Below are 24,838 nucleotides of genomic sequence, written 5' to 3'. Positions count from 1 at the left end.
AAACACCTGCTGCGCAAGGCCGCCGCGCGCACCAGCGACGCCGTCTGCGCTACCATCGGCACTCTCCTCGACACCTACACACCCGCGGAATGCACCAACTATTTCACCCATTCAGGATACAATCGAACCTAAACGCATCCCGCTCTAGCGGCATTTTCCGAGTCGTCGGGTGACTCAGAAAAAACGACAAAACAACAAGATAGGGCGGTTGGCGTGAGCGCAAGCGAACGGAAATCGCTTTAGGATCGGGGGGCCGACCCTCAGGCGCCCCGCGCCGCCGCCAGCCGCCCGATGAACAGCACCGGCCCGCTCGGACGCGGCCCCGGCGAGCCGCCGGGCGGTTCCAGGCTGATCTCGATCAGCATCCCCGGCTCCGGCCGGATCGTCCTCGGCGTCACCGTGAAGCGGCCGTCCGCGGGCAGCAGCCCGAGGCTGGTCGGCGCCGTGGCCCCCTGTGGCAATGCCCAAAGCTGCAACACCCGGTCGGGCGCCACCGGCGCCCGATTGACGCTGGCGAGGCTGATCGCGCCCCCCGCCGCCTCGACCAGCCAGGCCGGCTGCTCGCTGCTGCTGAGCAGGACGGTCATCAACCGCGGCTCCTCCGGCGGCTTGACCAGCAGGAAGGCCGCAAGCCCCGCCGCCAGCGCGGTCGAGCCCATCGCCCAGCCGCGCAGCAGCCAGCGCGACTTCGCAACCGGCACCGCCCTTGGCCATGCCGCCGGGGCCGAGCCTTGGATGAGGCGCAAGGCGGGCCGCGCGGAGGCGTCCAGCGCGCCCTCGACCCGGTCCCACAGATCCTCGGGCGGGGCCATCTCGGGGCTCAGCCCGGCCAGCGGCGCCAGCCGTGCCTCCCACGCCGCCACGGCGGCGGCCAGGGCCGGGTCGGTGGCCAGGCGGGCGGCGACCTCGGCCGCCTCGCGTGCCTCCAGCGTGCCCAGCACGTACTCGCCGGCCAGGGCGTCGATGTCGTCCGCGCTCATGTCAGGCATTCCCGCAGGTCCAGCAGGCCCCGGCGGATCCAGGATTTCACGGTGCCGAGCGGCAGCGCGAGGCGCGCCGCCACCTGGGCATGCGAAAGCCCATGCACGAAGGCGAGCACGATGCCTTCTCGGTTCTTGGGGTCCAGCAAGGCGAGGCAGGCGCGCAGCCGCGCCCCGCTCTCCCCGGCCAGCACCCGGTCCAGCGCCTCCGGCTCGACCGGCGTGTCGCCGAGCGCCGGATCGTCGCTGGGAATCTCCCGCCCCCGGGCACGGGCAAGGTCAAGCGCCGCATAGCGCGCGATGCCGCCCATCCAGGACCGGGCCTCGCCCCGGGCCGGGTCGAACTGCCCGGCGCGGCGGGCGATCTTCACGAAGCAGTCCTGCACCGCATCGGCCGCCGCATCGCGGTCGCGCAGGATCGCCATGGCGATCCCGAACAACCGTGACGCCTCGGTATCGTAAAGGGCGCGCAGGGCCGCACGGTCTCCCGCGGCCACGGCCGCCAGCAGGGCTGCGGGGTCGTTCATGCTGCGATACGCTCCGAACACGTCCCTGGATGCGGGGCCGGTGGACCAGGCTTCACCGAAGAGACAGCTTCACGGGGCGAAGAACCGCTGCAGCCGCTGCAGGATATCCCGCAGGTCCACGCCGGTTGAGGCGGGCGCCGGGGCAGCGCCCTCCGGCATCCGGGCGCGCAGCGCGGCGATCGCCGGGCGGGTGTCGGACAGGCGCATCTCGACCGGCTCGGCGGCGCTGCCCCCGATCCCGAGCACGCGCAGCAGCACGCGGTCGGCGCCGGGCAGCTCCCCCGCCGCGCGGGCGGCATCCTCCGCGCGGGGGGCGCAGACCAGGGTCCGGCCCTCCAGCCCGCAGGGCAGTTCGAAGAAGGGGTTGGGCGGGAAACGCAGCTGCGCCGTGCCGGTCAGCGCCAGGATCCCGCGCGAGGCGCCCTCCATCCCCAGGTCCCGCGCCGTGATCACCGGTAGCGCGCGGCCGCCGCGATCCATGACCTCCAGGGCCAGGCCGGGGCGGCTGGCGCTGGGCGGGTCGGCCCAGTCCCGATGCGCCAGCCGGCAATCGGCGCGGTCGGTCATGCGGTCCTGGCTGCAACTGAGGCGCCAGGAACCGAAGGTCAGCTCCTCGGCCCGTGCGGGCACGGCCAGGAGGAGCAGGAGAGGCAGGGTTGCGATGCGGATCATGGCGGGGGAAGCATAGCCCTGGCTGGAGGAGGATGTCATGGCGGCGATCGGAGAGATCACCTGGGCCGACGGCACCGCAACGCCGCGACTGGGCCAGGGCAGCTGGAAAATGGGGGAGGCCGGGGCCGACCGCAAGGCGGAGGCCGCGGCCCTCAGCCTCGGCCTCGACCTCGGGATGACCCTGATCGACACCGCGGAGATGTATGCCGAGGGCGGCGCCGAGGAGGTGGTACGCGAGGCCGTCGCCGGGCGGCGGGACGAGGTGTTCCTGGTCTCCAAGGCCTATCCGCACAATGCCGGGCGGCGGTCGCTCGCGGCCGCCTGTGCCCGCAGCCTCAAGCGACTCGGGACCGACCGGCTGGACCTGTACCTGCTGCATTGGCGCGGCAGCATCCCGCTCGGGGAGACGGTGGAAGCGATGCAGGCGCTGGTCGCCGCGGGCAAGATCCTGCGCTGGGGGGTTTCCAACCTGGATGTGGATGATCTGGAGGAGCTGGGCCAGGGCCTCGCCCATTGCGCCACCGACCAGGTGCTGTGGAACCTGACCGCGCGGGGGGTGGAGTTCGACCTGCTGCCCTTCTGCGCCCGGCGGGGGATGCCGGTGATGGCCTATTCCCCGATCGGCCAGGGCGGGCGGCTGCTCCGGCATCCGGTGCTGGCGAGGATCGCGGCGCGGCACGGGGTCAGCACCGCGCAGGCCGCCTTGGGCTTCGTGCTGGCGCGGCCGGGGGTGGTGGCGATCCCCAAGGCCAGCACGGCGGCGCATGTGCGCGACCTTGCCGCGACGCGCGACCTCGCGCTGACGCCCCAGGATGTCGCCGAGTTGGATGCGGCCTTTCCGCCGCCGAGGCGCAAGCGCGGGTTGGAAATGCTCTGAGCGGCTACCGGAACACCGGCACCGCGCTGTCGTCGAAGGCCGGCGGCGGCACGTTGATGTGCACGGTCGCCGGGTCGATCCCGGTGCCGGCATGCAGCCAGTAGGTCACGCTCTCCGGCCAGATGATGACGATGGCGACGAGCACGAGTTGCAGGCAGACCCAGGGAAACGCCCCCCAGTAGATATCGGCCGAGCGCACCGACTGCGGCGCCACCCCGCGCAGATAGAACAGCGCGAAGCCGAAGGGCGGGTGCATGAAGGAGGTCTGCATGTTCACGCAGATCAGCACCCCGAACCAGACCAGGTTGATGTCGAGCTTGGCCGCCACCGGGGCCAGCAGCGGGATGACGATGAAGGCGATCTCGAAGAAATCGAGGAAGAAGGCCAGGAAGAACACGAAGACGTTGACGAAGATCAGGAACCCGACCTGCCCGCCGGGCAGCGCGGTCAGCAGATGCTCGATCCAGCGGCCGCCATCCACCCCTTGGAAAACGAGGCTGAAGACGGTCGCGCCCAGCAGGATGAAGATCACCATGGTGGTGATGCGCATGGTGTTGGCCATGGCCTCGCGCAGCAGCGGCCAGGTCAAGGTGCGGTTCATCGCGGCAAGCAGGAGCGCGCCGACCGCGCCCATCGCGCCGGCCTCGGTCGGCGTGGCGAGGCCCATGAAAATGGTGCCCAGCACCAGGAAGATCAGCACGATCGAGGGCACCATCCCCCGCAGCACCTTCCAGTACAGCGGCCAGCCGCGCGCCATCAGCGCCTCGTCCGGCAAGGCGGGGACGCGGCTCGGCTGGAACCTGGAGACGGCGAAGATGTAGAGCATGAACAGCCCGACCTGGAGGATCGATGGCCCGATCGCCCCCGCATACATGTCCCCGACCGACACCCCGAGCTGGTCGCCGAGCACGATCAGCACCAGAGAGGGCGGGATGATCTGGGTGATGGTGCCCGAGGCGGCGATGACGCCGGTCGCGAGCCGCATGTCGTAGCCGTATTTGATCATCACCGGCAGGCTGATCATGCCCATGGCGATCACGCTGGCCGCCACCGTCCCGGTGATCGCACCCAGCACCGCGCCGACCAGGATCACCGCATAGGCAAGCCCGCCCGGCACCTTGCCGAACAGCTGTCCGGTGCCTTCCAGCAGGTCCTCGGCCAGCCGGCAGCGTTCCAGGATCGCGCCCATCAGGGTGAAGAAGGGGATCGAAAGCAGCAGCTCGTTCGACAGGATGCCGAAGACCCGCAGCGGCAGGTTGCCGAGGTAGTCGGCGGTGAAATAGCCCAGCTCGATCGAGATCATGCCGAAGAACAGCCCGACCGCGCACAGCGAGAAGGCGACCGGAAATCCGATCAGCAGAAAGATGACCAGCCCGCCGAACATGATCGGGGGCATGAATTCGACATTCATGGAGGAGGGCTTTTCCGGATTACTGGGTAGGACGTTCGTAGGTGGCGACCGCCACGACATCGGGGGCTTGCCCGCGCAGCAGCACGATGCGCTTCACCAGCTCCGACAGGCCCTGAAGGGCGACCAGGGCAAAGCCGAGCGGCAACACCAGCTTGACCGGCCAGCGCAGCAGCCCGCCGGCATTGGAGGATATCTCGTCGCGGAAATAGCTCTCGACGAAGAAGGGCCAGGTCATCCACGCGAGCAAGGTCATCCCCGGCAGCAGGAACACCACGAGGCCGAAGACATCGACCCAGAGCCGCGCCCGCTCACTGATGAGGCCATAGACGAGATCGACCCGGACATGGCCGTTGCGGCGCAGGGTATGGGCGGCGCCGAACATGACGGTGCCGGCAAAGAGGTACCATTGCACCTCCAGCCAAGCGTTCGAGGACAGGCTGAGCCCATATCGGCTGACGGCATTGCCGGCGCTGATGAGGCAGGCCAAGGCCACCATCCATTCGGCGGCCCTACCAAAAAATTGCGCGATCGTATCCATCGCGCGGCTGAAGGCGAGCAGCGGCCCCATCGCGTCAAACTCTCCGGCGTTTCCAACCAAACGGTGCGCCCAAATACGCCTTCCTGCCCTTTTGTCACGCCTCCTGTCGCGCCTCCCCTGGCCGAGGCGGCTGTGGGTGCTATCCTCGGCGTCAATGAAGACTCCCATCCGCCTGTGCTGATCCTGTTCACCTGCCTGTTGGCCGGGCTGGTTGTGGCCGGTCTGGCAGGGGCGCTGTGGCCCAAGGCGGGGCGGGGGGTGGCTTGCGTCTGCTTGCTGGCGGCACTCGGCTTCGTGGCCATCGCGCTGTTCGGGCTGCTGCGGGCGCCTTCGGCCATGGTGCTGCCGATCGGCCCGCCGGGGCAGGCGCTGTCGCTGGTGCTGGACCCCTTGGCGGCCTGGTTCCTGCTGATCCTCGGCCTTTCGGCCGCTGCCGCCTCGCTCTACGCGCTGGCCGATGCGGCGCATGCGGCGCCACGGGTGGTCGCGGGCTTCCCGCTGTTCGTGGCCGGCATGGCGCTGAGCCTGCTCGCGGGGGATGGCGTCACCCTGCTGCTGGGGTTCGAGGCGATGTCACTCGCCTCCTGGGTGCTGGTCGGCTACGGCCATGCCGATGCCGCCAACCGGCAGGCGGCGCGGCTGTATCTGTGTTTCGCATTGCTGTCCGGGCTGTGCCTGGCCGCGGCACTGGCGCTTTGGGCCGCATCGGCGGGCGGGATCGGGCTCGATGTGCTGCGTGCCGCCCCCCCGGATGGCTGGCGGGCCGCGGTGATCCTGGCGCTGGTGCTGGCCGGGGCGGGGTCCAAGGCGGGGCTGGTGCCGTTGCATGGCTGGCTGCCGCTCGCGCATCCGGCGGCCCCTGGGCATGTCTCGGCGCTGATGTCGTCGGCGATGGTCAAGGTCGCGATCTATGTCATGGCGCGGCTGCTGCTGGATTGCGCGGGGCCGGCGCAGCCGCTGTGGTGGGGCGTGCCGCTGCTGGCGCTCGGCGCCGCCTCGGCCGTGCTGGGGGCGCTGCGCGCGGCGCTGGAGGAGGACACCAAGGTCATCCTCGCCTGTTCCACCATTGAGAATGTCGGGCTGATCGTGGCCGCCCTGGGCCTTGCCGCGATCTTCCGCGCGGCCGACCTCGGCGCGCTCGCGGCACTGGCGACCGGGGCGGCGCTGCTGCATGCGCTGGCCCATTCGGTGTTCAAGGCGGGGCTGTTCCTGGCCGCCGCGGCGGTGCTGACCGGGGCGGGGTCGCGCAGGCTCGACAGCCTCGGCGGGCTGATCCACGCGATGCCGGCGACGGCGGCCTGCGCCGGCGTGCTGGCGGCGGCGGCCGCGGCCCTGCCGCCGCTTTCGGGCTTTGCCGGCGAATGGCTGCTGGTGCAGTCGCTGCTGGCCGGCTGGCGGATCGGGCCACTGCCGATGCAGGTCGGGCTGGCGGCGGCGGTGGCGCTGGTCGGGCTGGCGGCGGCGCTGGCGGCGGCGGCGATGGTGCGGCTGTACGGTCTCGTCTTCCTCGGCCGGCCGCGCGGCCCGCGTTCGGCGGCGGCTCGCGAGGCGCCCCCCCTCGCCCGCGCCGCGCTGATCGGCTGTGCCGGGCTGACGGTGCTGATCGGGCTGGCGCCGGGCCCGCTGCTGCGGCTGGCGGAGGAAGCGGTGCGGACGGCGGTGCGCCAGAATATCGCCGATCAGGCGCAGCTGTTCCTGCTGGCGCCGGGCGGCGGGGCCACGGCCTATGCGGCGCCGCTGCTGGCGCTGCTGCTGGCGGCGGGGATCGCGGCACTTTACCTCGGGATGCGCCGATACTCCCCGGCCGAGCCGGTGCTCGGCCCGGCCTGGGGCTGCGGCTTCCTGCCCGCGCCGCCGGAATTGCCCTTCGGCGATCCGCTGGCCCAGCCCTCGGCGGCGGGCTTCGGCCAGCCGCTGCGGCGGATGCTGGGGTCATCGGTCCTGGGCGCGCGGGAGGTGGTGACCATGCCCGAACCCGGCGATCCCGCCCCGGCGCGGCTGGAGGCGGGCTTCGCCGATCCGGTCTTTGCCGGGCTGCTGGCCCCGCTCGCCGCCCTGCGCGACTGGCTGGCCGACCGCGCCGAGCGGCTGCGGGACATGAGCCTGCGCCGGTGCCTGTCGCTGAGCTTCGGCACGCTGGTCGCCCTGCTCGCGCTGCTCGCCTGGCTTGAGACCTGACGATGGCCGCTTTCGCCGCCTTGTTGACCCAGATCCTGCATCTGGCGCTGCTGCTGGTCCTGGCCCCGCTGCTGGTGGGCGTGGTGCGCTGGCTGAAGGCGCGGCTGCTCGGGCGGCGCGGTGCCTCGCCGCTGCAGCCCTGGCGGGATATGCGGAAGCTGCTGCTGAAGCGGCCGATCATCGCCGAATCCGCCTCGGTCGTCACCCTCGCCGCCCCCTATGTCGCGGTGGCGGCAACGGTGGTGGCGGCCCTGCTGGTGCCGAGCTTCACCCGCGGCATGGCGCTGGCGCCGGTCGCGGATCTGCTGGTGCTGGCGGGCTGCCTCGCGCTCGCCAGGGGCGCGCTGGCGCTGGCGGGGATGGATGCGGGCACACCCTTCGGCGGCCTGGGCGCGGCACGGGAAATGGCCTTCGCGGCGCTGGCGGAACCGGCGCTGCTGCTGGTCGCCCTGTGCTGCGCGATCCTGGCGGGATCCTCCAACATCGATGCCATCGCCGCCGTCTTCGCCGAGGGCGCGCTCGGCATCCGGGTCTCCCTGGCGCTGGCGCTGGCGGCGCTGGTCGCCGTCGCGCTGGCCGAGAATGCCCGTATCCCGGTGGACAACCCCGCCACCCACCTCGAACTGACCATGGTGCATGAGGCGATGATCCTTGAGGCCTCCGGGCGGCATCTGGCGCTGTGGGAATACCAGGCGGCGCTGGCGCTGACGTTGTGGCTGAGCCTGCTGGCGGCGATCTTCGTGCCCTTCGGCATGGCCCCGGCGGCCTCGGGGCCGATCGGCTGGCTCGTCGGGCTGGCCGCATATGCTGCGAAGATCGGGGCGCTGGCGCTGCTGCTGGCGGTGTTCGAATCGGCGATCGCCAAGATGCGGGTGTTCCGGGTGCCGGAATTCCTCGGCGCGGCGCTGCTGCTGGGGCTGCTCGGCGCGCTGTTCCTCTTCGTCAGCACCGGGCTGCTGTGATGGGCTTCGGTCACATCCCCTTCGATGTCTCGCATGCGCTTGCCGGCGGCATGCTGCTGATGTCCTTCGTGCTGCTCTACCAGCGCCGGGTGCCGGGGCTGATCGCGGCACTGGCGACGCAGGGCGGGTTGTTGGGGCTCGCGGCGCTCTGGCAGGGCTGGGCGCAGGGGGCCGCGGGGCTGTATTTGACCGGGCTGATCGCGCTGGTGGCCAAGGCGGTGCTGATCCCCTGGGCGCTCTCCACCCTGGTGCGGCGCCTGGGGATGCATGGCTCGGTGCAGACGGCGCTTGGCATCGGCCCCTCGATGATCGCGGGGGTCGGCCTCGCGGCGCTGGCGCTGGTAGTGGCGCTGCCGGTCGCGGCGGGCGGCTCGGCCCTGGCGCAGGAGGATCTGGCCGTCGCCCTGTCCGTCGTGCTGCTCGGCATGCTGGTGATGATCGCCCGACGCAATGCCATCGGGCAGGTCGTCGGGCTGATGAGCATGGAGAACGGGCTGATCCTCGCCGCCGTCGGCGTGCAGGGCCTGCCCTTGTTGATCGAGCTTTCGACCGCCGCCCTGCTGCTGGTGCTGGCGCTGGTCGCGGGTGTGTTCCTGACCGGTATCCGCGAACGCTTCGACAGCCTGGATGTCGCCTTTCTCGAAGACCACAGAGGCGAACGGCGATGATGGCGGCCCTGGTTCTGTTCCCCTGGGCCGCGGCCCTGCTGCTGGCGCTGCTGCCGGGGCAGCGGCTGAGCGCGCGGCTGAACGCCGCGGCCAGCGTGGTCGGGCTGGTGCTCGCGGTCGGGCTGGTCCTCGGCCCTGAGCCCGCGGCGGGGTTGTTGCACCTCGACGGGCTGAACCTGCCGCTGCTGCTGATCGGCGGCTTCATCGGCGCCACGGCCTCGGTCTATTCGCTCGGCGCCATCCATGCCGAGGCGTTTCCGCCCTGGGCCGGGCGGGCCTATCACGCGGCCTTCCAGATCTTCCTGGGCGCGCAATCCCTGGCGCTGCTCAGCGACAACCTCGGGGTGATGTGGGTCGCGATCGAGATCGCGACCCTCGCCTCGGTGCTGATGGTCGCGGTGCATCGCACCCCTTCGGCGATCGAGGCCGCCTGGAAGTTCTTCGTCCTGGCCGGCGTCGGCATCGCGCTGGCGCTGTTCGGCACCATCGTGCTGGCCATGGCCGCGCGCCCGCTGCTGGCGGATCCGGAGAGCCTGCTCTCCATCTCTGCCCTGCGCGCGGTGGCGGCCGGGGCCGATCCGGGGCTGCTCTCGCTCGCGGCCGTCATGCTGCTGGTCGGCTATGGCACCAAGGCCGGGCTGGTGCCGCTGCATTCCTGGCTGCCGGATGCCGATGCCGAAGGGCCCACGGCGATCTCGGCCGTGCTCTCCGGCCTGCTGCTGAACGCGGCGCTGCATGCGATCCTGCGGGTCGGCAGCATCATCGGGCTGAATGCGGAGGCGATTTCGCCGGCGCCCTTCCTGCTGGTGCTCGGCCTCGCCTCGCTGCTGCTGGCCTCGCTGGCGCTGTGGCGGCGGCGGGATGCGCGGCGGCTCTTCGCCTGGAGCAGCATCGAACACATCGGCATCGCGGCGATCTGCTTCTCCCTGCCCGGCGGCGCGGCCCCGGGGATGCTGCATCTGATCGGGCATTCGCTGCTGAAATCCGCCGTCTTCTACGCGGTCGGCCGGGCCATCATCCTCAAGGGCAGCCAGAAGATCGCGGATATCTCCGGCCTCGCGACCTCGCATCCCGCCCTCGGCTGGGGGCTGCTGCTCGGCATCGCCGGCCTCGCGGGGCTGCCGCCCTTCCCGCTGCTGATGTCGGAAATCCGGCTGCTGGTGGTCGCCGCGATCTTCAACCCGTGGCTGCTCATCCTGCTCCTGCTCGGGCTGTTCACCGCCGGTGCCGCGCTGGTCACGGCGCTGACCAAGCTCTGCTGGGGGCCGGAGACGCCGGATGCGCCCGCGCCCGCGGGCGCGCCGATGGCCGGGGGATGGACCGTGCTGGGCCCGGTGTGGCTGCATCTGGCCGTGGCCGCCTTGCTGGCCGTGGGCCTGCCCGGGCCGATGGGCCGGATGCTGGCCGCCGCCGCCGGGGTGCTGCAATGAGCGCCACGGCGCTGATCCGGTCAGCGCCGCAGGTGGCCCCCCAGCGCCATCTGCTGAGCGCAGAGGCCTGGGCGGCCCTGCCGGCCGCGCTGATCGACGATCCGGAGATGGCCTTCCTCGGTCTCTGGGCGGGCCTGGGCTGCGTCCATGCCGCCTTCCTCCACCCCGAGGATGGCGTGCCGCTGATCGCCTCCTGCCTCGGCGACAGCTACGCCTCGCTCGCCTTGGCGCGGCCGGGGGCGGGGCTGATGGAACGCGCGGCGCGTGACCTCTGGGGGGTGGATGCCGTGGATGCGGCGGATCGCCGCCCCTGGCTCGACCATGGCCGCTGGCCAACGACCACCCCCCTCGCCGCCCGGCCGCCGCCGCGCGAGGGCAGCGCCCCGCAGCAGATGTTCCGCCCGGTCGAGGGCGAGGGCATCCACATCATCCCGGTCGGCCCCATCCATGCCGGGATCATCGAGCCCGGGCATTTCCGCTTCCACGTCCAGGGCGAGGTGGTGGTGCGGCTCGAAGTCCGCCTCGGCTATGTCCACAAGGGCACGCTCGGGCTGATGCTGGGGAAAAGCCCGCGCGCCGCGGTGCCCTTCGCCGCCCGCGTCTCGGGCGACACCACCGTCGCCCATGCCATCGCCTTCTGCCGCGCCGCCGAGGCCGCGACGGAAACCCCGCCGCCGCCCCGCGCCATCGTGCTGCGCGCGGTGATGGCGGAATTGGAGCGCCTGGCGAACCACCTCGGCGACTGGGGCGCGATCTGCAATGACGCCGCCTTCGCCTGGCCGCTGGCCCGCGCCGGGCTGCTGCGGGAGCGGGTGCTGCGGGCCTGCGAGGCCGTCTTTGGCCATCGGCTGATGATGGACCGCGTGCTGCCGGGCGGGGTCGCCCTGGACATCACCGCCGAGGGCGCGGCCACGCTGCGCGCCATGCTGGCCGAGATCTCGGCCGAATGGCCAGGATTGCAGCGCGTCTATGAAAGCCACGCCAGCCTGCAGGACCGCGTGGTCGGCACCGGCATCATCGCCGCCAACCTGGCCGCGCGCTTCGGCGCCGGCGGGGTGGTCGGGCGCGCCTCCGGCCGCGGCTTCGACGCACGGCGGATGCCGGGTTACGCGCCCTATGACGCGGTGGATTTCAACGTGCCGGTGCTGCCGGGCGGCGATGTCGATGCGCGGGTGCGGGTGCGGGTGGCGGAGGTGGACGCCGCGATCGGCCTGATCCACCGCTTGCTGGACACGCTGCCGGCGGGGCCGATCTACACGCCTTTGCCCATCCGCGCCGGCGAGGGGCTGGCGATGGTGGAGGGCTTCCGCGGGGATGTGCTGCACTGGCTGCGGCTGGATGACGGCGGGCTGATCGAGGCCTGCTACATCCGCGACCCGTCCTGGTTCCATTGGCCGCTGCTGGAGGCCGCCATCGAGGGCAATATCGTCGCCGACTTCCCGATCATCAACAAATCGGTCAACGCCTCCTACTCCGGGGTGGATCTGTAATGCTCTGGCCCCGCCTCGCCCGGTCGCTGCTCTCGCGCCCCATCGCCGAATCCGTGGCGCCGCCACCGGACGGCACGGTCGCGGCCCTGGTCGCACGGCTGGAGGCCGCCGCGGGAACCCGGCTCGGCCGGTCGCTGTCGATCCGCCATGTCGATGCCGGCTCCTGCAACGGCTGCGAGCTGGAGGTGCATGCGACCAGCAACCTGCTGCATGATCTGGAGCGCTTCGGCCTGCGCTTCGTCGCCAGCCCCCGCCATGCGGATGTGCTGCTGGTCACCGGCCCCACCACGCGCAACATGGCCGAGGCGCTGGCCATCGCCTATGCCGCCACGCCCGATCCGAAATGGGTGGTCGCGGCCGGGGATTGCGCGGTGGATGGCGGGGTGTTCAAGGGCTCGCCGGCCGTCGCCGGGGGCACCGATGCGGTGGTGCCGGTCGATCTGCTGATCCCGGGCTGCCCGCCCTCGCCCATGGCGCTGATCGAGGGGCTCTTGGCGCTGCTGGCAGCGAATGCGCCGGAGCCGAAAAAGGGACCGGCCGGCCAGGCCGGCGGGCCCTGACAATCCCCCCATATGGCCGAATCGGATCGGCGCTGACCTGCCGGGTTGCGGTCAGCTCCGGAATGGGAGCCTGGACCTGGCCGCCTCAGGGCGGGATGGGCGGTAGCTGAAGGCCGCGTCATGCGCGGTCACAGCAGGCCGAGCGCCCGCAAGGCTTCGCGCAGTTCGGCCGGCAGCGCGTCGATTCCCGCCGCCGCCGCCATCGGGTCGATGTCGGGCGGTGCGGCCTCCGGCGCCAGATAGCGCCAGCCCTGGAAGGGCTTGACCGGGCGGGCCGCGACCGGGATCAGTTCGGGATGCAGCACCAGCCCGGCGCAGCTGGTGCCGTCGTCCCAGGCCTCATCGCGGATTTCCAGGATGCGTTGCCGCACGCGGACGAAGCCGGTGATGACCCAGTAGATCGACCCCCCATCCTCGATCTCGGCCGATCGCTTGGGTTTCTGGCGCGTCTGATGGCGCAGCGGCGGGTCGGTGACGCCGCGCAGCGCCTGCCATTCAGCGAGACCCGCCACATCACGGGTGCCGACGGAGAGTTTCAGGAGATGAATCACACGCGAGCCCATCGCGCGGGCCGGCTTTTGATGCAAGCACCCGTGGGGCCTTCCCCCGATACCTTTCTTGCGGGTAACAAGACCTATGCCCCGCCGAGAGAGCGGGCCGAACCAAGGGAGAGTTTTCATGATGGACCGTCGCGGGCTTCTCGCCGCCGCCTCCGCCCTCATCGCCGCGCCGACCCTGGTTTTCGCCCAGCCGCGCAACCCGCCCTGGCCACGGGCCCTGAACATGGGCACCGCCGCACCGGGCGGCACCTATGCGCTCTATGGCCCCGCCTGGGGCCAGATCGCGGCGGAAATGACCGGGATCAACATCTCCTACCGCGCGACCCAGGGCCCGAACCAGAACATCATCCTGGTGCAGCGGCGCGAGGTCGAGCTCGGCATGGTGACCATGGGCGTCGCGCTGCAGGCCTGGAATGGCGTGGGCGAATGGACGCAGGGTAACAAGTTCCGCGACATCCGCGCGCTGTTCCCGATGTATGACACCCCCTTCCACGGCATCGCGCTGAAGCGTTCGGGCATCACCAAGATGTCGGATTTGAACGGCAAGTCGATCGGCGTCGGCCCGCGTGGCGGCACGCCCGGGACCTACTTCCCGCTGATCATGAACACGCTGCGCATCACGCCCTCGGCGATACGCTACGGCTCGGGCTCGGACATGACGGGCCAGTTGCAGGACGGGCTGCTGGATGCCTTCCTCTTCGCCTCCGGCGTGCCGATCCCGGCGTTCAGCGAGGCCGAGACCCAGGGCGATGTCGCCTTCCTCGACTTCACCGCCGAGGAGATCGCCAAGTTGACCGCCGCGATGCCGGAGCTTTCGGCCGGCGTGGTGGAGAAGGATACCTATCGCACCTCCGGCCGCGACCTCTCGGTAGTCGGCATGTTCAACTTCGCGATCGGGCACAAGAGCCTGCCCGAGGAGGTCGCCTTCGCCATCGTCGAGGCGGTGATGGAGAACAACTCGCGGCTGGTCCAGGCGATCTCGGCGGCGAAGCAGACGTTGAACGCCAACGCCACCAAAAACTCCTTCCTGCCGTTCCACCCGGGGGCCGCGCGTTATTTCCGCGGCAAGGGCGTCACCATCCCCGACTCCCTGATCCAGGCGTAGCCCGCCCGGAACAAGGGAGTGATCGTGGCCGGCGCGGGATCCGTGCCGGCCACATCGGTTAGGGCGCGGGACAGGCGATGCTGCGCCGGGTCCAGCCATTCGGCCCGCAGTGCCGCGAGCCATTGCGCGTCGGGGCCAACCCAATCGGGACCAACCCAATCCGCGCCTGCAAAGCTTGGGGGCATCCTGCCTCCTGTTCGCGCCCCGTTTTGGGGCGGTGTTGCCTTGGCCGGGGAAGTCCGGGCCCAAGGGGAGCCTCGCAGGGAACCGTGAACAAAAACTGAACCGGGGATGGGCTTTCTTCGCCCCGCCGCAGGGCGCAAGCTGCGCCGCATGGCAGCCGACGACCTCTCCGACGATGATATCCGCACCCTGTTGCGCAGCACGCGGCGCATCGCCGTGGTCGGTGCCTCCGACCGGCCCGAACGGGCCTCCTTCGGCGTGGCCGGCTTCCTGGTCGCGCGCGGCTATGCCGTCACCCCGGTGAACCCCATGCTTGCCGGCAAGGTGCTGCATGGCGCCGAAACCGTCGCGAGCCTGGAGGACGCCACCCCCCTCGACCTCGTGGATGTGTTCCGCCGCAGCGAGCAGGCCGGGGAGGCGGTGGATGCCGCCATTGCCCTCGGCGCCCGCGCCGTCTGGCTCCAGCTGGGGGTGCTGGACCAGGCCGCGGCCGGCCGCGCCCGCGCGGCGGGGCTCGTGGTCGTGATGGACCGTTGCCCGGTGATCGAATGGGGACGCCTCGGCCTGCCGAAGGCCGGGGTGCCAGGCTCCGCCCCGGGCGCGTGACGAACCCGGGCGCGTGAAACGAAATCACCGCTTGATGCGGCTCGGGCCCCGCGCCAGATGACTCACAGTTTATGTTTACCCGGCGACTCGCCGGGCCCGGGAGAGGCCGCACGACAATGACCGACGAGGAACGCCGCATCATCACCAGCTTCGTGGAGCGGGTGGCTGGCGCTCAGGCCGCGCGCCCCGCCGCCAGCCCTTGGGGTGGCGTGCCGAGCACGGCCGCCACTGCCCCCGTGCTGCCGCCCGTGGATGCGGAGGCCGATGCGCTGATCGCCAACCTCTTCGCCCGCCACCCCGAGGCGCGCTACCGCCTGACCCAGACCGCCTTCGTGACCGAGGCGGCCCTGGTCGAGGCCCAGAACCGCATCCAGGATCTGGAATGGAGGCTGCATGCCACGCAGCAGCAGCAGCCCCAGCGCGGCGGGCTCTTCGGCATGTTCGGCGGCGGCGGTGGCCAGCAGCGCCAGATGCCGCCGCGGCCGATGCCGATGGCCCAGCCCGGCGGCGCGCCGGGCATGTTCCAGCAGGGCGGCGGCTCGGGCTTCCTCGGCACCGCGCTGATGACCGCGGCGGGGGTCGCGGGTGGCATGGTGCTCGGCAATGCGCTGATGGGGATGTTCAGCGGCGGTGCCGCCCATGCGGCGACCGGCGTTGCCGATCAGGCCGGCAGCTTCGGGCAGGAGCAGGTCAACACCGCCTCGCCCTGGACCGATCCGGGCGGGCAGCAGGCCAGCAACGACGCCGCCGGCTCCTATGACGACACCGCCGCCGGCTACGACAACGCCGGCTATGATGGCGGCGCCTCCGATGGCGGCGGCGATTACGACGACAACGTCTGATTGACGGCAGGCGCGGGCGCGCCCATCGGTCACCCCGATGCGCGTGCCCGACCTCGATCTCGATCTGTTGCGCTGCTTCGTGCAGGTGGCCGAACGCGGCGGCTTCACCGCCGCCGGCCAGGCGCTCGGCCTGACCCAATCGGCCGTCAGCCTCAAGGTGAAGCGGCTGGAGGATGTGCTCGGCCGCCCCGTCCTCGCCCGCACCAGCCGCCGCAGCAGCCTGACGCGGGAGGGCGAGACCCTGCTCGCCTATGCGCGGCGGATGCTGGCGCTGAACGACGAGGCGGTGCGGCGGATGATCGCGCCGCCGGTGACGGGCCGGCTGCGGCTGGGCGTCGCCGATCATTTCATCCCGCGCAGCCTGGCCCCGGTGCTGGCGCGGTTCGCCGCCCTCTTCCCCGATGTGATCCTGGAGGTCGAGGTCGGCCGCAGCCATGAGTTGCGCGCCGAGGCGCAGGCCGGGCGGCTCGACCTCGTGCTCGGCAAGCGCCGCGATGGCGAGACGGAAGGCCGCGCGATCTGGACCGAGCCGGTGGTCTGGGTCGCCGCCCCCGGCTGGTCCGCCCCCCCTGGGCGCCCGCTGCCGGTGGCGATGCTGCCGCAGGGCTGCATGTTCCGCGACCGCGCGCTGGCGGCCCTGGCCCGCGCCGGCATCGCCTTCGAGGTCACCTATGTCTCCGCCAGCCTGCTCGGCGTCGCGGCGGCGGCCCAGGCGGGGCTGGCCGCGACCGTGCTCGGCCGCTCGGGGATGCCGGAGGGGCTGGTGGAGTTCCCCGGCCTGCCCCCGCTCGGCACCGCCGAGATGGCGATTTTCGGCGATGCCGCGGGGCGCAGCCAGCTTGTGGAGCCGCTGGTCTCCATCATCCGCGAACAGGCGCTGACGCCGATCTGACCCCGGATTGACCTCCCCGCCCGCTTGGGCGCAGAGATCGGGCAGACGCCGAGAACAGGGTTCGCCCGATGGACACCGCCGCAGACAGGACCGAGCCCCCCGCCAAGGATTGGGCCATCGTCGCCCTGATCGGGACCGGGCATTTCCTCTCGCATTTCTACATGCTCTGCCTGCCGCCGCTGTTCCTGGCCTGGCGCGATGCGTTCGACGTCTCCTTCGCCACCCTCGGCCTGTCGATCGCGCTGATGAGCGGCGTGACGGCCCTCGGCCAGACGCCGATCGGCTTCATGGTGGACAGGTATGGCGCGCGCCGCTTCCTGGTCGGCGGCACGTTGCTGATGGCGCTGTCGATCTCGGCCATGGCCTTTGCCCCGAGCTTCGGCTGGATCGTGGCGCTGGCGGTGCTCTCGGGCGTCGGCAACAGCGTGATCCACCCGGCCGATTACGCGATCCTGGCGGGCAGCGTGGACAAGTCGCGCATGGGCCGCGCCTTCGCGCTGCATACCTTCACCGGCAACCTCGGCTTCGCGCTGGCGCCGCCCACGGTCGCGCTGCTGCTGCTCGTCTTCGACTGGCGCGGCGCGCTGCTCTCGGTCGGGCTGCTCGGCGTGCCGGTGGTGGGCGCCATCCTGTGGCAATCCCGCATCCTGAAGGACCAGCCCAAGAGCCGCGACACCGGCCCCGCGATGTCGGGGCGGGAGTTGCTGCTGTCGCGGCCGATCCTGCTGTTCTTCGCCTTCTTCCTGCTCTCCTCCATGGCCGGCTCGGGCTTCACCGCCTTCATCATCACGCTGATGCAGACGCTGTGGGACACGCCGCTCGCGATCGCCTCGATGCTGCTGACCGGCTACATGGTCGGGGCCACCGGCGGGACGCTGGTCGGCGGCTGGTTCAACGACCGGACCCAAGGCCGCATCGAGAGCCTGATGGTCTTCGTCACCGGCCTGACCCTCGCCGCGGTCGCGCTGATGCTCTCGCTCGGCTTCGTGCCGATGCCGGCCTCGGTCACCGTGGCCATCGCCCTGGTGGCGGGGATCTGCACGGGGGCGAGCCGCGCCCCGCGCGACGTCATGCTCCGCAACGCCGCCCCCCCGGGCCAGGTCGGCAAGGTCTTCGGCTTCGTCTCCTCCGGCCTGCCGCTCGGCGGCGCGATCATGCCGGTGCCGATGGGCTGGCTGCTCGACTCCGGCCATCCGCAGCTTTTGCTGCCACTGGTGTCAGCGCTGCTCCTCCTGTCGCTGCTCTGCGCCGGGCTCGGCAATGGCGCGGCGCGCCAGCCGGTCTCCGGGGTGGTTCCCGCCGAGTAGCGTGCAGGCCTTCGGCACCCTCGTCGCTGTCTTCACCTGGTTGGGCGTCGCGACCTTTGCCGTCGCGGGGGCGCTCACGGCCTCACGCAAGGAACTCGATCCGGTTGGCTTCATCCTGATCGCGGCGGTCACCGCCTTCGGCGGCGGCACGGCGCGGGATCTGATGCTCGGGGTGCCGGTGTTCTGGCTGCGCATGCCGGAGATGGTGGCACTGACGGTGCTGCTGGCCGTGGCGACCTTCTTCGCCGCGCATCTGGTGGAACGGCGCTTCGTGGTCCTGGTCTGGGCCGATGCGATCGGGCTCGCCCTCTTCGCCGTGCTGGGGGCCGAGGCCGCCCAGCGGCATGGCGCCACCCCTTGGGCGGCGGTGCTGCTCGGCACCATCACCGCGACCTTCGGCGGCATCCTGCGCGACGTCATCTGCGGCGAATTGCCGCTGATCCTGCGGCGGGAGATCTATGCCACCGCCGCCGCCCTGGGGGCGGCCGTCTTCGTCGCGCTCTATCATCTGGGCGCTGGGCGCGAGGCCGCGGTGGCGGCGGGCACCGTTGTGGGGTTCGGGCTGCGCGCGCTGGCGATCCGCCGCGGCTGGTCGCTGCCGGCCTATCGGGCCCGGCCGGGGCGGGATTATCCAGACGCGCACCGTTGACGTAGCCTCACCCCAACCAGCCGCAGCCATGCTGAGGCGGTCAGGGAGATATATATGACAATGAGCCTTCATCGCCGTTCGCTGCTTCTTGCCGCCCCCGTGGTTCTCGCCGCCCCCGCGATCCGGGCCCAGCCGGCAAGCTGGTCGCCGGACCGTCCGCTGCGGATGATCGTGACCTACCCGCCGGGCGGGGTGACCGACCTCATGGGCCGCCTGATCGCCGAGGCGCTCGGGCGCCAGCTGCATCAGGCCGTGATCGTCGAAAACCGCAGCGGCGCCGGGGGCAACATCGGCACCCAGGCGGCGGTGCAGGCGGAGCCGGATGGCTATACGCTGATGCTCGGCACCACCGCGTTGTTCGGCGTCAATCCGCTGATCTATGCCACCAGCGGCGTCGATGCGCTGCGCGACTTGCAGCCCCTCGGCCTGACGGGGGAGGTGGCCAATGTCCTCTCGGTGATGCCGCGCCGGATGCCGGCGCGCTCGGTCGCCGAGCTGGTCGCCGCCGCCAAGGCACAGCCGCTGCTGTTCGGCTCGGTCGGCAATGGCAGTTCGTCGCATATGTCGGCGGTGCTGTTCATGCAGGGCTTCGGGATCGAGGCGACGCACGTCCCCTATCGCGGCTCCTCGCCGCTGGTCGCGGCGATGCTGTCGAATGAGATCGACTTCGCCTTCGACACCACCGCGACCTCGGCGGCGCATGTGAAGTCGGGCGCGATCCGGGCCTTGGCGGTGACCACGGCCAGTCGGGCCTCGGCGCTGCCGGATGTGCCGACGCTGAAGGAATCCGGGCTGCCCGACTACGACATGGGCATCTGGTTCGGTACCTTCGGGTCCCGCCGCCTGCCGGTGCCGGTGGTCGCGCGGCTGAAGGCGGCGATGCAGGCCATCGCCACGCCCGAGTTCGATGAGCGCCTGCGCACGATCTATGTCGATCCGCTCAGGGTGCCGCCGGCGGAGCTGGACAGCTATGTGACCCATAGCGCGCAGCTCTGGCAGACGATCGCGCGCTCGGCCAACCTCGCGGTGAACTGAGCGGCGGCCCTATCCGGGCGGGTTACGCCCGGATGGGGTCCACGCGGATGGGACCCGTGCTGCGCAGGTCGGGCGCCTGGACCAGCACGCCGTACCAACCCAGGCCGCGATAGGTTTCGTAGCCAGGGGTCAGATGGAAGGCGAGGGTGCTGCCCGAGGCGTCGCGTCCGAAGCCCGATGGCTTCCCGTCCCGCGCCAGCACCAGCTTTTCCTGCAACACCCCGCGCCGGTCCGAGGCCGCGAGGATGCGCCCCGCGCCATCGACCAGCAGCACGCGGGTCCGCGTCGCCTCATCCGGGGTCAGGCGGACGCCGCGCAGCACCCCCTCCGCCTGCGGCTCCCAGTCGAAATGGATGCCGAGGACGCCGATCGGGCGGCCACGCGCCTCGCCCCCTTCCCGCACCGCCGCCGCATAGGTTGCGACCGGCGCCCCGCCGAGGGCGGCACAGCGCGCGACATCGGCGACCGCGAAGTCATCGCCGCTGGCCGAGGCGAGCGCATCGCGGAACCAGCCCTCGCCCGAGACATCCAGCCCGAGCGCGCCGGGATAGCGCTCCGGCCGCCCGGTCGCGACCACTTTGCCCCGCGCGTCGCAGAGCCAGAGGTCGAGATAGACCGTGTAGGCGGCGAGGATCACCCCCAGCCGCTTGGTCGCGTAGGCGACGCGGGCCGGCGCCGGCTCGGCCGCCGCCTCCACCACTGCCGCATCCGTCGCCCACCAGCGCACGTCGCAGGTGCGTTCGTAGAGGTTGCGGTCGATGATCTCGATCGCGTTCAGGGCCAGATCGACCAGGCGCTGGCCGCGCACCTCCTCCGTCATCCGCAGGCCCACGGCGCGGAGCGCCGAGAGCGCGTCATGCAGCTCGCCATCCATCTCGGTGGACAGCCGCGCGACCTCGCCGGCGATGGCCTTCACCTCACCGGCGACGACGGCGAAGCCGCGCCCGGCCTCGCCGGCGCGGGCGGCCTCGATCGTCGCGTTCAGCGCCAGGATGCGGGTCTGGCTGGTGATCGCCTGGATCGCCCGCACCTTGGCCGAGGCGACCGCCGCGGCCCGGTCGGCCAGCGCCAGGACCCGTTCGGGCGTCGCCTCGCCCGCGGCAGTGCCGGGGGTCCCGGTCCCTTTCACGACATGGTTCATGACGGCTCCGCGCTGCGATGCAGCATGCGACATAGCCGGAAGGACATTGCGCAAGGGTTAGCGTCATCAAGGCATCGTGGCGCCGTCACGCCACCGTCTCGCGGCGATGCTATCCGCCCCGCTGACGCAGTCAGCAGGAGACGCAGATGATCCGGACAACGCGCCGTGGCGCCCTGGCCCTGGGTGCCGCCACCCTCGCCGCGCCCGCCCTGGCTCAGACCCAGGTCATGGTGCTGGACATGCCGTGCTACCAGCTGCGCGAAGGGTTCGGCCCCTGGTGGCACGCGGCGGCCGAGGCCTTCAACCAGGCCAATGACGGGCTGCGGGTGAACCTGATCGAGGTGCCGTTCGAACAGCACCACCAGCAGCTGACGACGCGCTTCATCGCGAACAACCCGCCCGATCTCTGCCATATCAGCGCGCGCTTCTTCTATGGCTTCGCCGACCAGGGCTTCCTGGAGCCGCTCGACCGGCGTCTCGCGGCGATCGGCTGGAAGGAGACGGATTTCATCCCCGCCCAGCGCGACATGCGCCGCGACGGCAAGGTCTTCGCCCAGCTCCTGCTCGGCTACGCCTATGGGCTCTACTACAATGCCGCGATGTTCGAGGCGGCGGGCATCGCGCCGCCGCGGGATCTGCCGCAACTGCTGGCGGCGGCGAAGGGCCTGACCCGCGACCGCGACGGCGATGGCCGCACCGACCAGTTCGGCATCGCCTGGCCGACCGCCAATACCTCGGCGAGCTATGTCTATCTGACCTATCTCATCACCGGCATGGGCCGGGATTGGGTGGAGGGTGGGAAGCTCTTGCCGCGCGAGGCGCTGCAACAGGCGCTGGAGGTGGTCCAAACCCTGCTGCGCGACCGCGCCACCCCGCCCGGCCTGGACAGCAACCCCGCCCGCCAGCTGTTCTGGCAGGGCAATGCGGCGATGATCATCGATGGCTCCTGGGGTGTGGCCTATCGCAAGGACAGCCCGGACGCGCTGAAGCCCGCGCTGCGCGTCGTGCCGCTGCCATTTCGCAACCAGGCGGCCGGCCCCTCCAATGTCCTCGCCATTCCGGCCGACCGGCCGGCGGCACGCAAGGATGCGGCCTTCCGCTTCCTCGCCTTGATCCAGTCGGCGGAGTGGCAGCAGAAATACGGCGAGATCGGCGGCAACCCGCCGGCCCGCCTCGGGATGCTAACCGACGAGGCGCGGCGCCGCTGGCCCGAGCTGCCGATCTTCGAGAAGGCGGCCGCCGAAAGCACCGGCAGCTTCATGCCGCACGGGCATGAGGGCGACTTCAACCGCTGGAACGCCATGGTCGGCGAGGCCGTCACCGCCATGGTCGCGGGCCGGATCGATGCGGCAGCGGCAGCGGTCGAGCTGCATCGCGACCTGAGCAGCGCCTTCTTCTGATCGGGGTCCTGTTCCGCAGGCGGGGGCTGGCGGCGCAGCGCGCCCGCCTGCTGGCCCTTTGCGCGCTGCCCGCAGCGGCCATCGTGCTGGTGCTGATCGCCTGGCCGATCTGGCTGACGGTGGATCTCAGCCTGCATCGGGTGCGGCTGTTCGACATCCTGCGCGACCGCCCGCTGGCGTTTTCACTGGCCAATTACCAGCGCCTGCTGGTGGAACCGCGGTTCTGGGACTCGCTGCTGAACACGCTGGTCTTCGTGGTCGGCTCCGTGGGGCTCGCCTTTCTGTGGGGCCTGGGCAGCGCCTTGCTGCTGGCGCGGCAATTTGCCGGGCGGACGGCGGTGCGGCTGGCGGTGATCCTGCCCTGGGCCGTGCCGGCGACCATCGGCAGCCTGGTGTGGATGTTCCTGTTCGATGGAAACCTGGGGCTGGTGAACCATATCCTGCTGTCGGCGGGGGTGGTGGAGCAGCCGATCGCCTTCCTCGTGCATGCCCGCTTCGCCATGGTGGCGGTGGTGCTGGCGCATGCTTGGCAATCCTATCCCTTCTTCACCGTGATGTTCCTGGCGGGGTTGCAGCGCCTGTCGCCCGAATTGCTGAACGCGGCGCGGGTGGATGGCGCCAGCCCGTGGCAGCGGCTGCGCCATGTCACGCTGCCGGCGCTGGCGGATGTGATGCTGGTCTCGGGCTTCCTCAGCCTGCTGGCGGCGATCCGGGATGTCGAAACCATCCTGGTCATGACCGGCGGCGGGCCGGGGCGGGCCACCGAGACCCTGGCCATCCGCATCTACAACGAGACCTTCCGCTTCTATGACGTGGGCTTCGGCGCGGCGCAGGGGGTGGTGGCCTTCGTGCTGTCGCTGCTGCTGGTGCTCTTCGCCTTCCGCCGCCTGTCCCGGAGTTTCTGGGGATGAGCCGGCGCGGGCTGGAGCGGCTGGCCGCGCGCGCCGGCATGGGGCTGGCGCTGGCCGCCATGGTCGGGGTGGCGCTGCTGCCGGTCTATTGGATGGTGCTCACGGCGCTGCGCGAGAAATCGGCGACCATGGTCTGGCCACCGCGGTTGCTGCCGGATGTGTCCGAGCTGTCCCTGGCCACGCTGCTCGGCGTGCTGACCGAGACGCCCGCCCTGCGCTGGGCCTGGATGTCGGTCTGCGTCGCGGTGCCGGGGACGCTGGCCATCGTCGCGGTCTCCACCCTCGCCGGCTACGCGCTCTCCCGCGCGCAAGGTGGTGTTGCGCGGGGCATGGGCTCGGTGATCCTGGTGGCCAAGATGCTGCCCTCCACGCTGCTGGTGGTGCCGCTCTATGTGATGTTCCATCGCGCCGGGCTGCTGGGCGGACCCTTGGGGGTGGTGCTGGCCAACCTCGCCTTCGCGACCCCCTTCGCGACCTGGATGATGAAGGGGTTTTTCGATTCGATCCCGCCGGCGATCGAGGAAGCGGCGCTGATCGATGGCTGCGGGCCGCTGGGCGCGCTGTGGCGGGTGGTGCTGCCGCTGGCGCTGCCGGGGACGGCGGCGGTGGCGCTTTATGCCTTCATCATCACCTGGAATGATTTTCTCTTCGCGCGCTCCTTCCTGCCGGGGGGTGCGGATACGACGCTGACCGTGGGCGCCACGCAGTTCCTTTCGGAGACCGAGATGGAATGGAACCGCGTCATGGCGGTCTCCCTCCTGGCGGCGCTGCCCGTCGCCGGGGTCTTCCTCTGGCTGCAGCGGCACTTCATCGGGGGGCTCACCCAGGGGCACCACTGACAGACCCCGTTGAACCCCGCCGTGTTCGGTGGCAGGCATCGGCCGACGCCGGAGTTTTGCATGCAGCCCATCCTGGTCACCGGCGCCGCCGGCTTCATCGGCCATGCCGTCAGCCGCGCGCTGCTGGCGCAGGGCCGCGCGGTGTTCGGGGTGGACAACCTCACCCCGTATTACGACCCACGGCTGAAGGCGGCGCGCCTCGCCGACCTGCGCGGCCGCGCCGGATTCTCCTTCCGCCAGATCGACCTCGCCGATGGGCCGGCGACCCTGGCGGCCTTCGCCGAGGTGCTGCCGCAGGCCGTTGTGCATCTCGCGGCGCAGGCGGGGGTGCGGCATTCGCTGGACCATCCGCGCGCCTATACCTCCGCGAATGTCGAGGGCTTCCTATCGATCCTGGAGGCCTGCCGCGCGCATCCCGTGGCGCATCTGGTCTATGCCTCCTCCTCCTCGGTCTATGGCGCGAATACGAAGGTGCCGTTCTCGGAGAAGGACCCGGTGGAGCGTCCGGTCTCGCTCTATGCCGCGACCAAGCGGGCGAATGAGCTGATGGCGCAGACCTACAGCCATCTCTTCCGCATCCCGGCCTCGGGCCTGCGCTTCTTCACCGTCTATGGCCCCTGGGGCCGGCCGGACATGGCCTATTTCAAGTTCACCGACGCCATCACCGCCGGGCGGGAGATCGACCTCTACAACCACGGCAAGATGTGGCGCGACTTCACCTATATCGACGAGGTGGTGGAGGCGATCCTGCGGCTGGTCGGCACGCCGCCGGCCGATCAGGCCCCGGCCGAGGCGCCGGGCCGCGTCGATCCCGCCGTGCCGCATTGCCTGTTCAACATCGGCAATCATACCCCGGTGGCACTGGAGCGCTTTGTCGCGGTGCTGGAGACGGCCCTCGGCCAGACGGCGCGGACCCGGCTGCTGCCGATGCAGCCGGGCGATGTGGAGCGGACCTATGCCGATGTGGCGGCGCTGCACCGCGCCGTCGGCTTCGCCCCGCGCACCCCGATCGAGGAGGGGCTTGCCCGCTTCGTCGCCTGGTATCGCAGCGCCGAGAACCCGCTGCGGGGCTGAC

At 71.1% G+C, this 24,838-nt stretch carries 25 protein-coding genes; 18 read left to right on the top strand and 7 right to left on the bottom strand.

The genetic code is table 11. The features are described 5' to 3' along the window. Positions 1-260: 260 nt before the first annotated feature. From C8P66_RS17900 to C8P66_RS17890, 3 genes are all read right to left on the bottom strand, one after another. Entirely contained in the window at positions 261-980 is a 720-nt protein-coding gene (locus tag C8P66_RS17900) for an anti-sigma factor (protein WP_158537292.1), read from the bottom strand. Next, positions 977-1,507 carry a sigma-70 family RNA polymerase sigma factor gene (locus tag C8P66_RS17895; RefSeq protein WP_111399650.1) on the bottom strand — a complete coding sequence of 177 codons (531 nt, stop codon included), beginning with the start codon at positions 1,505-1,507 and terminating at the stop codon, positions 977-979. Before C8P66_RS17895 ends, C8P66_RS17900 begins: the two co-directional genes overlap by 4 nt. A 69-nt stretch (positions 1,508-1,576) precedes the next feature. Further along, positions 1,577-2,179 carry a hypothetical protein gene (locus C8P66_RS17890; protein WP_111399659.1) on the bottom strand — a complete coding sequence of 201 codons (603 nt, stop codon included), beginning with the start codon at positions 2,177-2,179 and terminating at the stop codon, positions 1,577-1,579. 37 nt (positions 2,180-2,216) lie between these two features. On the opposite strand from C8P66_RS17890, the gene C8P66_RS17885 reads away from it, so the two are divergent. Further along, positions 2,217-3,056: an aldo/keto reductase gene (locus C8P66_RS17885; protein WP_111399649.1), complete on the top strand. Its 840-nt coding sequence runs from the start codon at positions 2,217-2,219 to the stop codon at positions 3,054-3,056. A 4-nt stretch (positions 3,057-3,060) separates the two neighbouring features. Here C8P66_RS17885 and C8P66_RS17880 read toward each other — a convergent pair whose 3' ends face one another. Together C8P66_RS17880 and C8P66_RS17875 are read right to left on the bottom strand one after the other, a co-directional pair. Continuing rightward, positions 3,061-4,467, bottom strand: a complete 1,407-nt coding sequence (locus C8P66_RS17880) for a TRAP transporter large permease (RefSeq protein WP_111399648.1) — start codon at positions 4,465-4,467, stop codon at positions 3,061-3,063. Between the two features lie 19 nt (positions 4,468-4,486). Beyond that, positions 4,487-5,035 (bottom strand): TRAP transporter small permease subunit, encoded by a 549-nt coding sequence (locus tag C8P66_RS17875; RefSeq protein WP_111399647.1) that lies wholly within the window; start codon positions 5,033-5,035, stop codon positions 4,487-4,489. Between the two features lie 144 nt (positions 5,036-5,179). Here C8P66_RS17875 and C8P66_RS24760 point away from each other — a divergent pair, with 144 nt between their 5' ends. From C8P66_RS24760 to C8P66_RS17845, 6 genes are read left to right on the top strand one after another with little or no spacing between them, the layout of a single operon-like run. Next, on the top strand, positions 5,180-7,183 hold the full coding sequence (locus C8P66_RS24760) for a proton-conducting transporter transmembrane domain-containing protein (protein WP_111399646.1): 2,004 nt from the start codon (positions 5,180-5,182) through the stop codon (positions 7,181-7,183). Between the two features lie 2 nt (positions 7,184-7,185). Further along, the gene (locus tag C8P66_RS17865; RefSeq protein ID WP_111399645.1) at positions 7,186-8,145 is read left to right on the top strand and encodes a respiratory chain complex I subunit 1 family protein; all 960 of its coding nucleotides are present in this window, start codon (positions 7,186-7,188) and stop codon (positions 8,143-8,145) included. Beyond that, a complete protein-coding gene (locus C8P66_RS17860) occupies positions 8,145-8,813 on the top strand; it encodes a hydrogenase-4 component E (RefSeq protein WP_111399644.1) in 669 nt (222 codons plus the stop codon). The genes C8P66_RS17865 and C8P66_RS17860 overlap by 1 nt, the downstream gene beginning before the upstream one ends. After that, the gene (locus tag C8P66_RS17855) at positions 8,810-10,243 is read left to right on the top strand and encodes a proton-conducting transporter transmembrane domain-containing protein (RefSeq protein ID WP_111399643.1); all 1,434 of its coding nucleotides are present in this window, start codon (positions 8,810-8,812) and stop codon (positions 10,241-10,243) included. The genes C8P66_RS17860 and C8P66_RS17855 overlap by 4 nt, the downstream gene beginning before the upstream one ends. Further along, complete coding sequence (locus C8P66_RS17850; RefSeq protein ID WP_111399642.1) at positions 10,240-11,733, top strand: hydrogenase large subunit; 1,494 nt, start codon at positions 10,240-10,242, stop codon at positions 11,731-11,733. Before C8P66_RS17855 ends, C8P66_RS17850 begins: the two co-directional genes overlap by 4 nt. After that, the gene (locus tag C8P66_RS17845) at positions 11,733-12,293 is read left to right on the top strand and encodes an NADH-quinone oxidoreductase subunit B family protein (protein ID WP_111399641.1); all 561 of its coding nucleotides are present in this window, start codon (positions 11,733-11,735) and stop codon (positions 12,291-12,293) included. Before C8P66_RS17850 ends, C8P66_RS17845 begins: the two co-directional genes overlap by 1 nt. 128 nt (positions 12,294-12,421) lie before the next feature. Here the strand turns inward: C8P66_RS17845 and C8P66_RS17840 are convergent, their stop codons facing one another. After that, positions 12,422-12,844, bottom strand: coding sequence for a DUF1489 family protein (locus C8P66_RS17840; RefSeq protein WP_111399658.1), 423 nt, complete (start codon positions 12,842-12,844; stop codon positions 12,422-12,424). Positions 12,845-12,971: 127 nt separating this feature from the next. Here C8P66_RS17840 and C8P66_RS17835 point away from each other — a divergent pair, with 127 nt between their 5' ends. The 7 genes from C8P66_RS17835 (at position 12,972) to C8P66_RS17805 (ending at position 19,472) form a co-directional block, all read left to right on the top strand. Further along, positions 12,972-13,958 (top strand): TAXI family TRAP transporter solute-binding subunit, encoded by a 987-nt coding sequence (locus C8P66_RS17835; protein WP_158537291.1) that lies wholly within the window; start codon positions 12,972-12,974, stop codon positions 13,956-13,958. Positions 13,959-14,291: 333 nt separating this feature from the next. Further along, entirely contained in the window at positions 14,292-14,747 is a 456-nt protein-coding gene (locus tag C8P66_RS17830) for a CoA-binding protein (protein WP_111399639.1), read from the top strand. Positions 14,748-14,863: 116 nt separating this feature from the next. Next, a complete protein-coding gene (locus C8P66_RS17825; RefSeq protein WP_111399638.1) occupies positions 14,864-15,589 on the top strand; it encodes a DUF2076 domain-containing protein in 726 nt (241 codons plus the stop codon). Positions 15,590-15,626: 37 nt separating this feature from the next. Beyond that, a complete protein-coding gene (locus C8P66_RS17820) occupies positions 15,627-16,481 on the top strand; it encodes a LysR family transcriptional regulator (protein WP_111399637.1) in 855 nt (284 codons plus the stop codon). Between the two features lie 68 nt (positions 16,482-16,549). After that, a complete protein-coding gene (locus C8P66_RS17815; protein ID WP_111399636.1) occupies positions 16,550-17,788 on the top strand; it encodes an MFS transporter in 1,239 nt (412 codons plus the stop codon). A 1-nt stretch (position 17,789) separates the two neighbouring features. After that, a complete protein-coding gene (locus C8P66_RS17810; protein WP_245903653.1) occupies positions 17,790-18,437 on the top strand; it encodes a trimeric intracellular cation channel family protein in 648 nt (215 codons plus the stop codon). 60 nt (positions 18,438-18,497) lie between these two features. After that, the gene (locus tag C8P66_RS17805; RefSeq protein ID WP_158537290.1) at positions 18,498-19,472 is read left to right on the top strand and encodes a Bug family tripartite tricarboxylate transporter substrate binding protein; all 975 of its coding nucleotides are present in this window, start codon (positions 18,498-18,500) and stop codon (positions 19,470-19,472) included. Positions 19,473-19,494: 22 nt separating this feature from the next. Here the strand turns inward: C8P66_RS17805 and C8P66_RS24755 are convergent, their stop codons facing one another. Continuing rightward, complete coding sequence (locus C8P66_RS24755) at positions 19,495-20,601, bottom strand: methyl-accepting chemotaxis protein (RefSeq protein ID WP_281271358.1); 1,107 nt, start codon at positions 20,599-20,601, stop codon at positions 19,495-19,497. A gap of 158 nt (positions 20,602-20,759) precedes the next feature. Between C8P66_RS24755 and C8P66_RS17795 the strand changes: the two genes are divergently transcribed. The 4 genes from C8P66_RS17795 (at position 20,760) to C8P66_RS17780 (ending at position 24,837) form a co-directional block, all read left to right on the top strand. Beyond that, positions 20,760-22,013 (top strand): ABC transporter substrate-binding protein, encoded by a 1,254-nt coding sequence (locus C8P66_RS17795; protein WP_111399632.1) that lies wholly within the window; start codon positions 20,760-20,762, stop codon positions 22,011-22,013. Positions 22,014-22,096: 83 nt separating this feature from the next. After that, on the top strand, positions 22,097-22,924 hold the full coding sequence (locus tag C8P66_RS17790) for a carbohydrate ABC transporter permease (RefSeq protein ID WP_158537289.1): 828 nt from the start codon (positions 22,097-22,099) through the stop codon (positions 22,922-22,924). Beyond that, complete coding sequence (locus tag C8P66_RS17785; protein ID WP_111399630.1) at positions 22,921-23,763, top strand: carbohydrate ABC transporter permease; 843 nt, start codon at positions 22,921-22,923, stop codon at positions 23,761-23,763. The genes C8P66_RS17790 and C8P66_RS17785 overlap by 4 nt, the downstream gene beginning before the upstream one ends. Before the next feature lie 60 nt (positions 23,764-23,823). Then, entirely contained in the window at positions 23,824-24,837 is a 1,014-nt protein-coding gene (locus tag C8P66_RS17780; protein ID WP_111399629.1) for an NAD-dependent epimerase/dehydratase family protein, read from the top strand. Position 24,838: the final 1 nt, after the last annotated feature.

The organism is Humitalea rosea (assembly GCF_003253705.1).
Classification (GTDB): Bacteria; Pseudomonadota; Alphaproteobacteria; order Acetobacterales; family Acetobacteraceae; genus Humitalea; species Humitalea rosea.
Note: the sequence above shows the minus strand (reverse complement) of the source record. Positions and strands in the feature narration are given on the sequence as shown.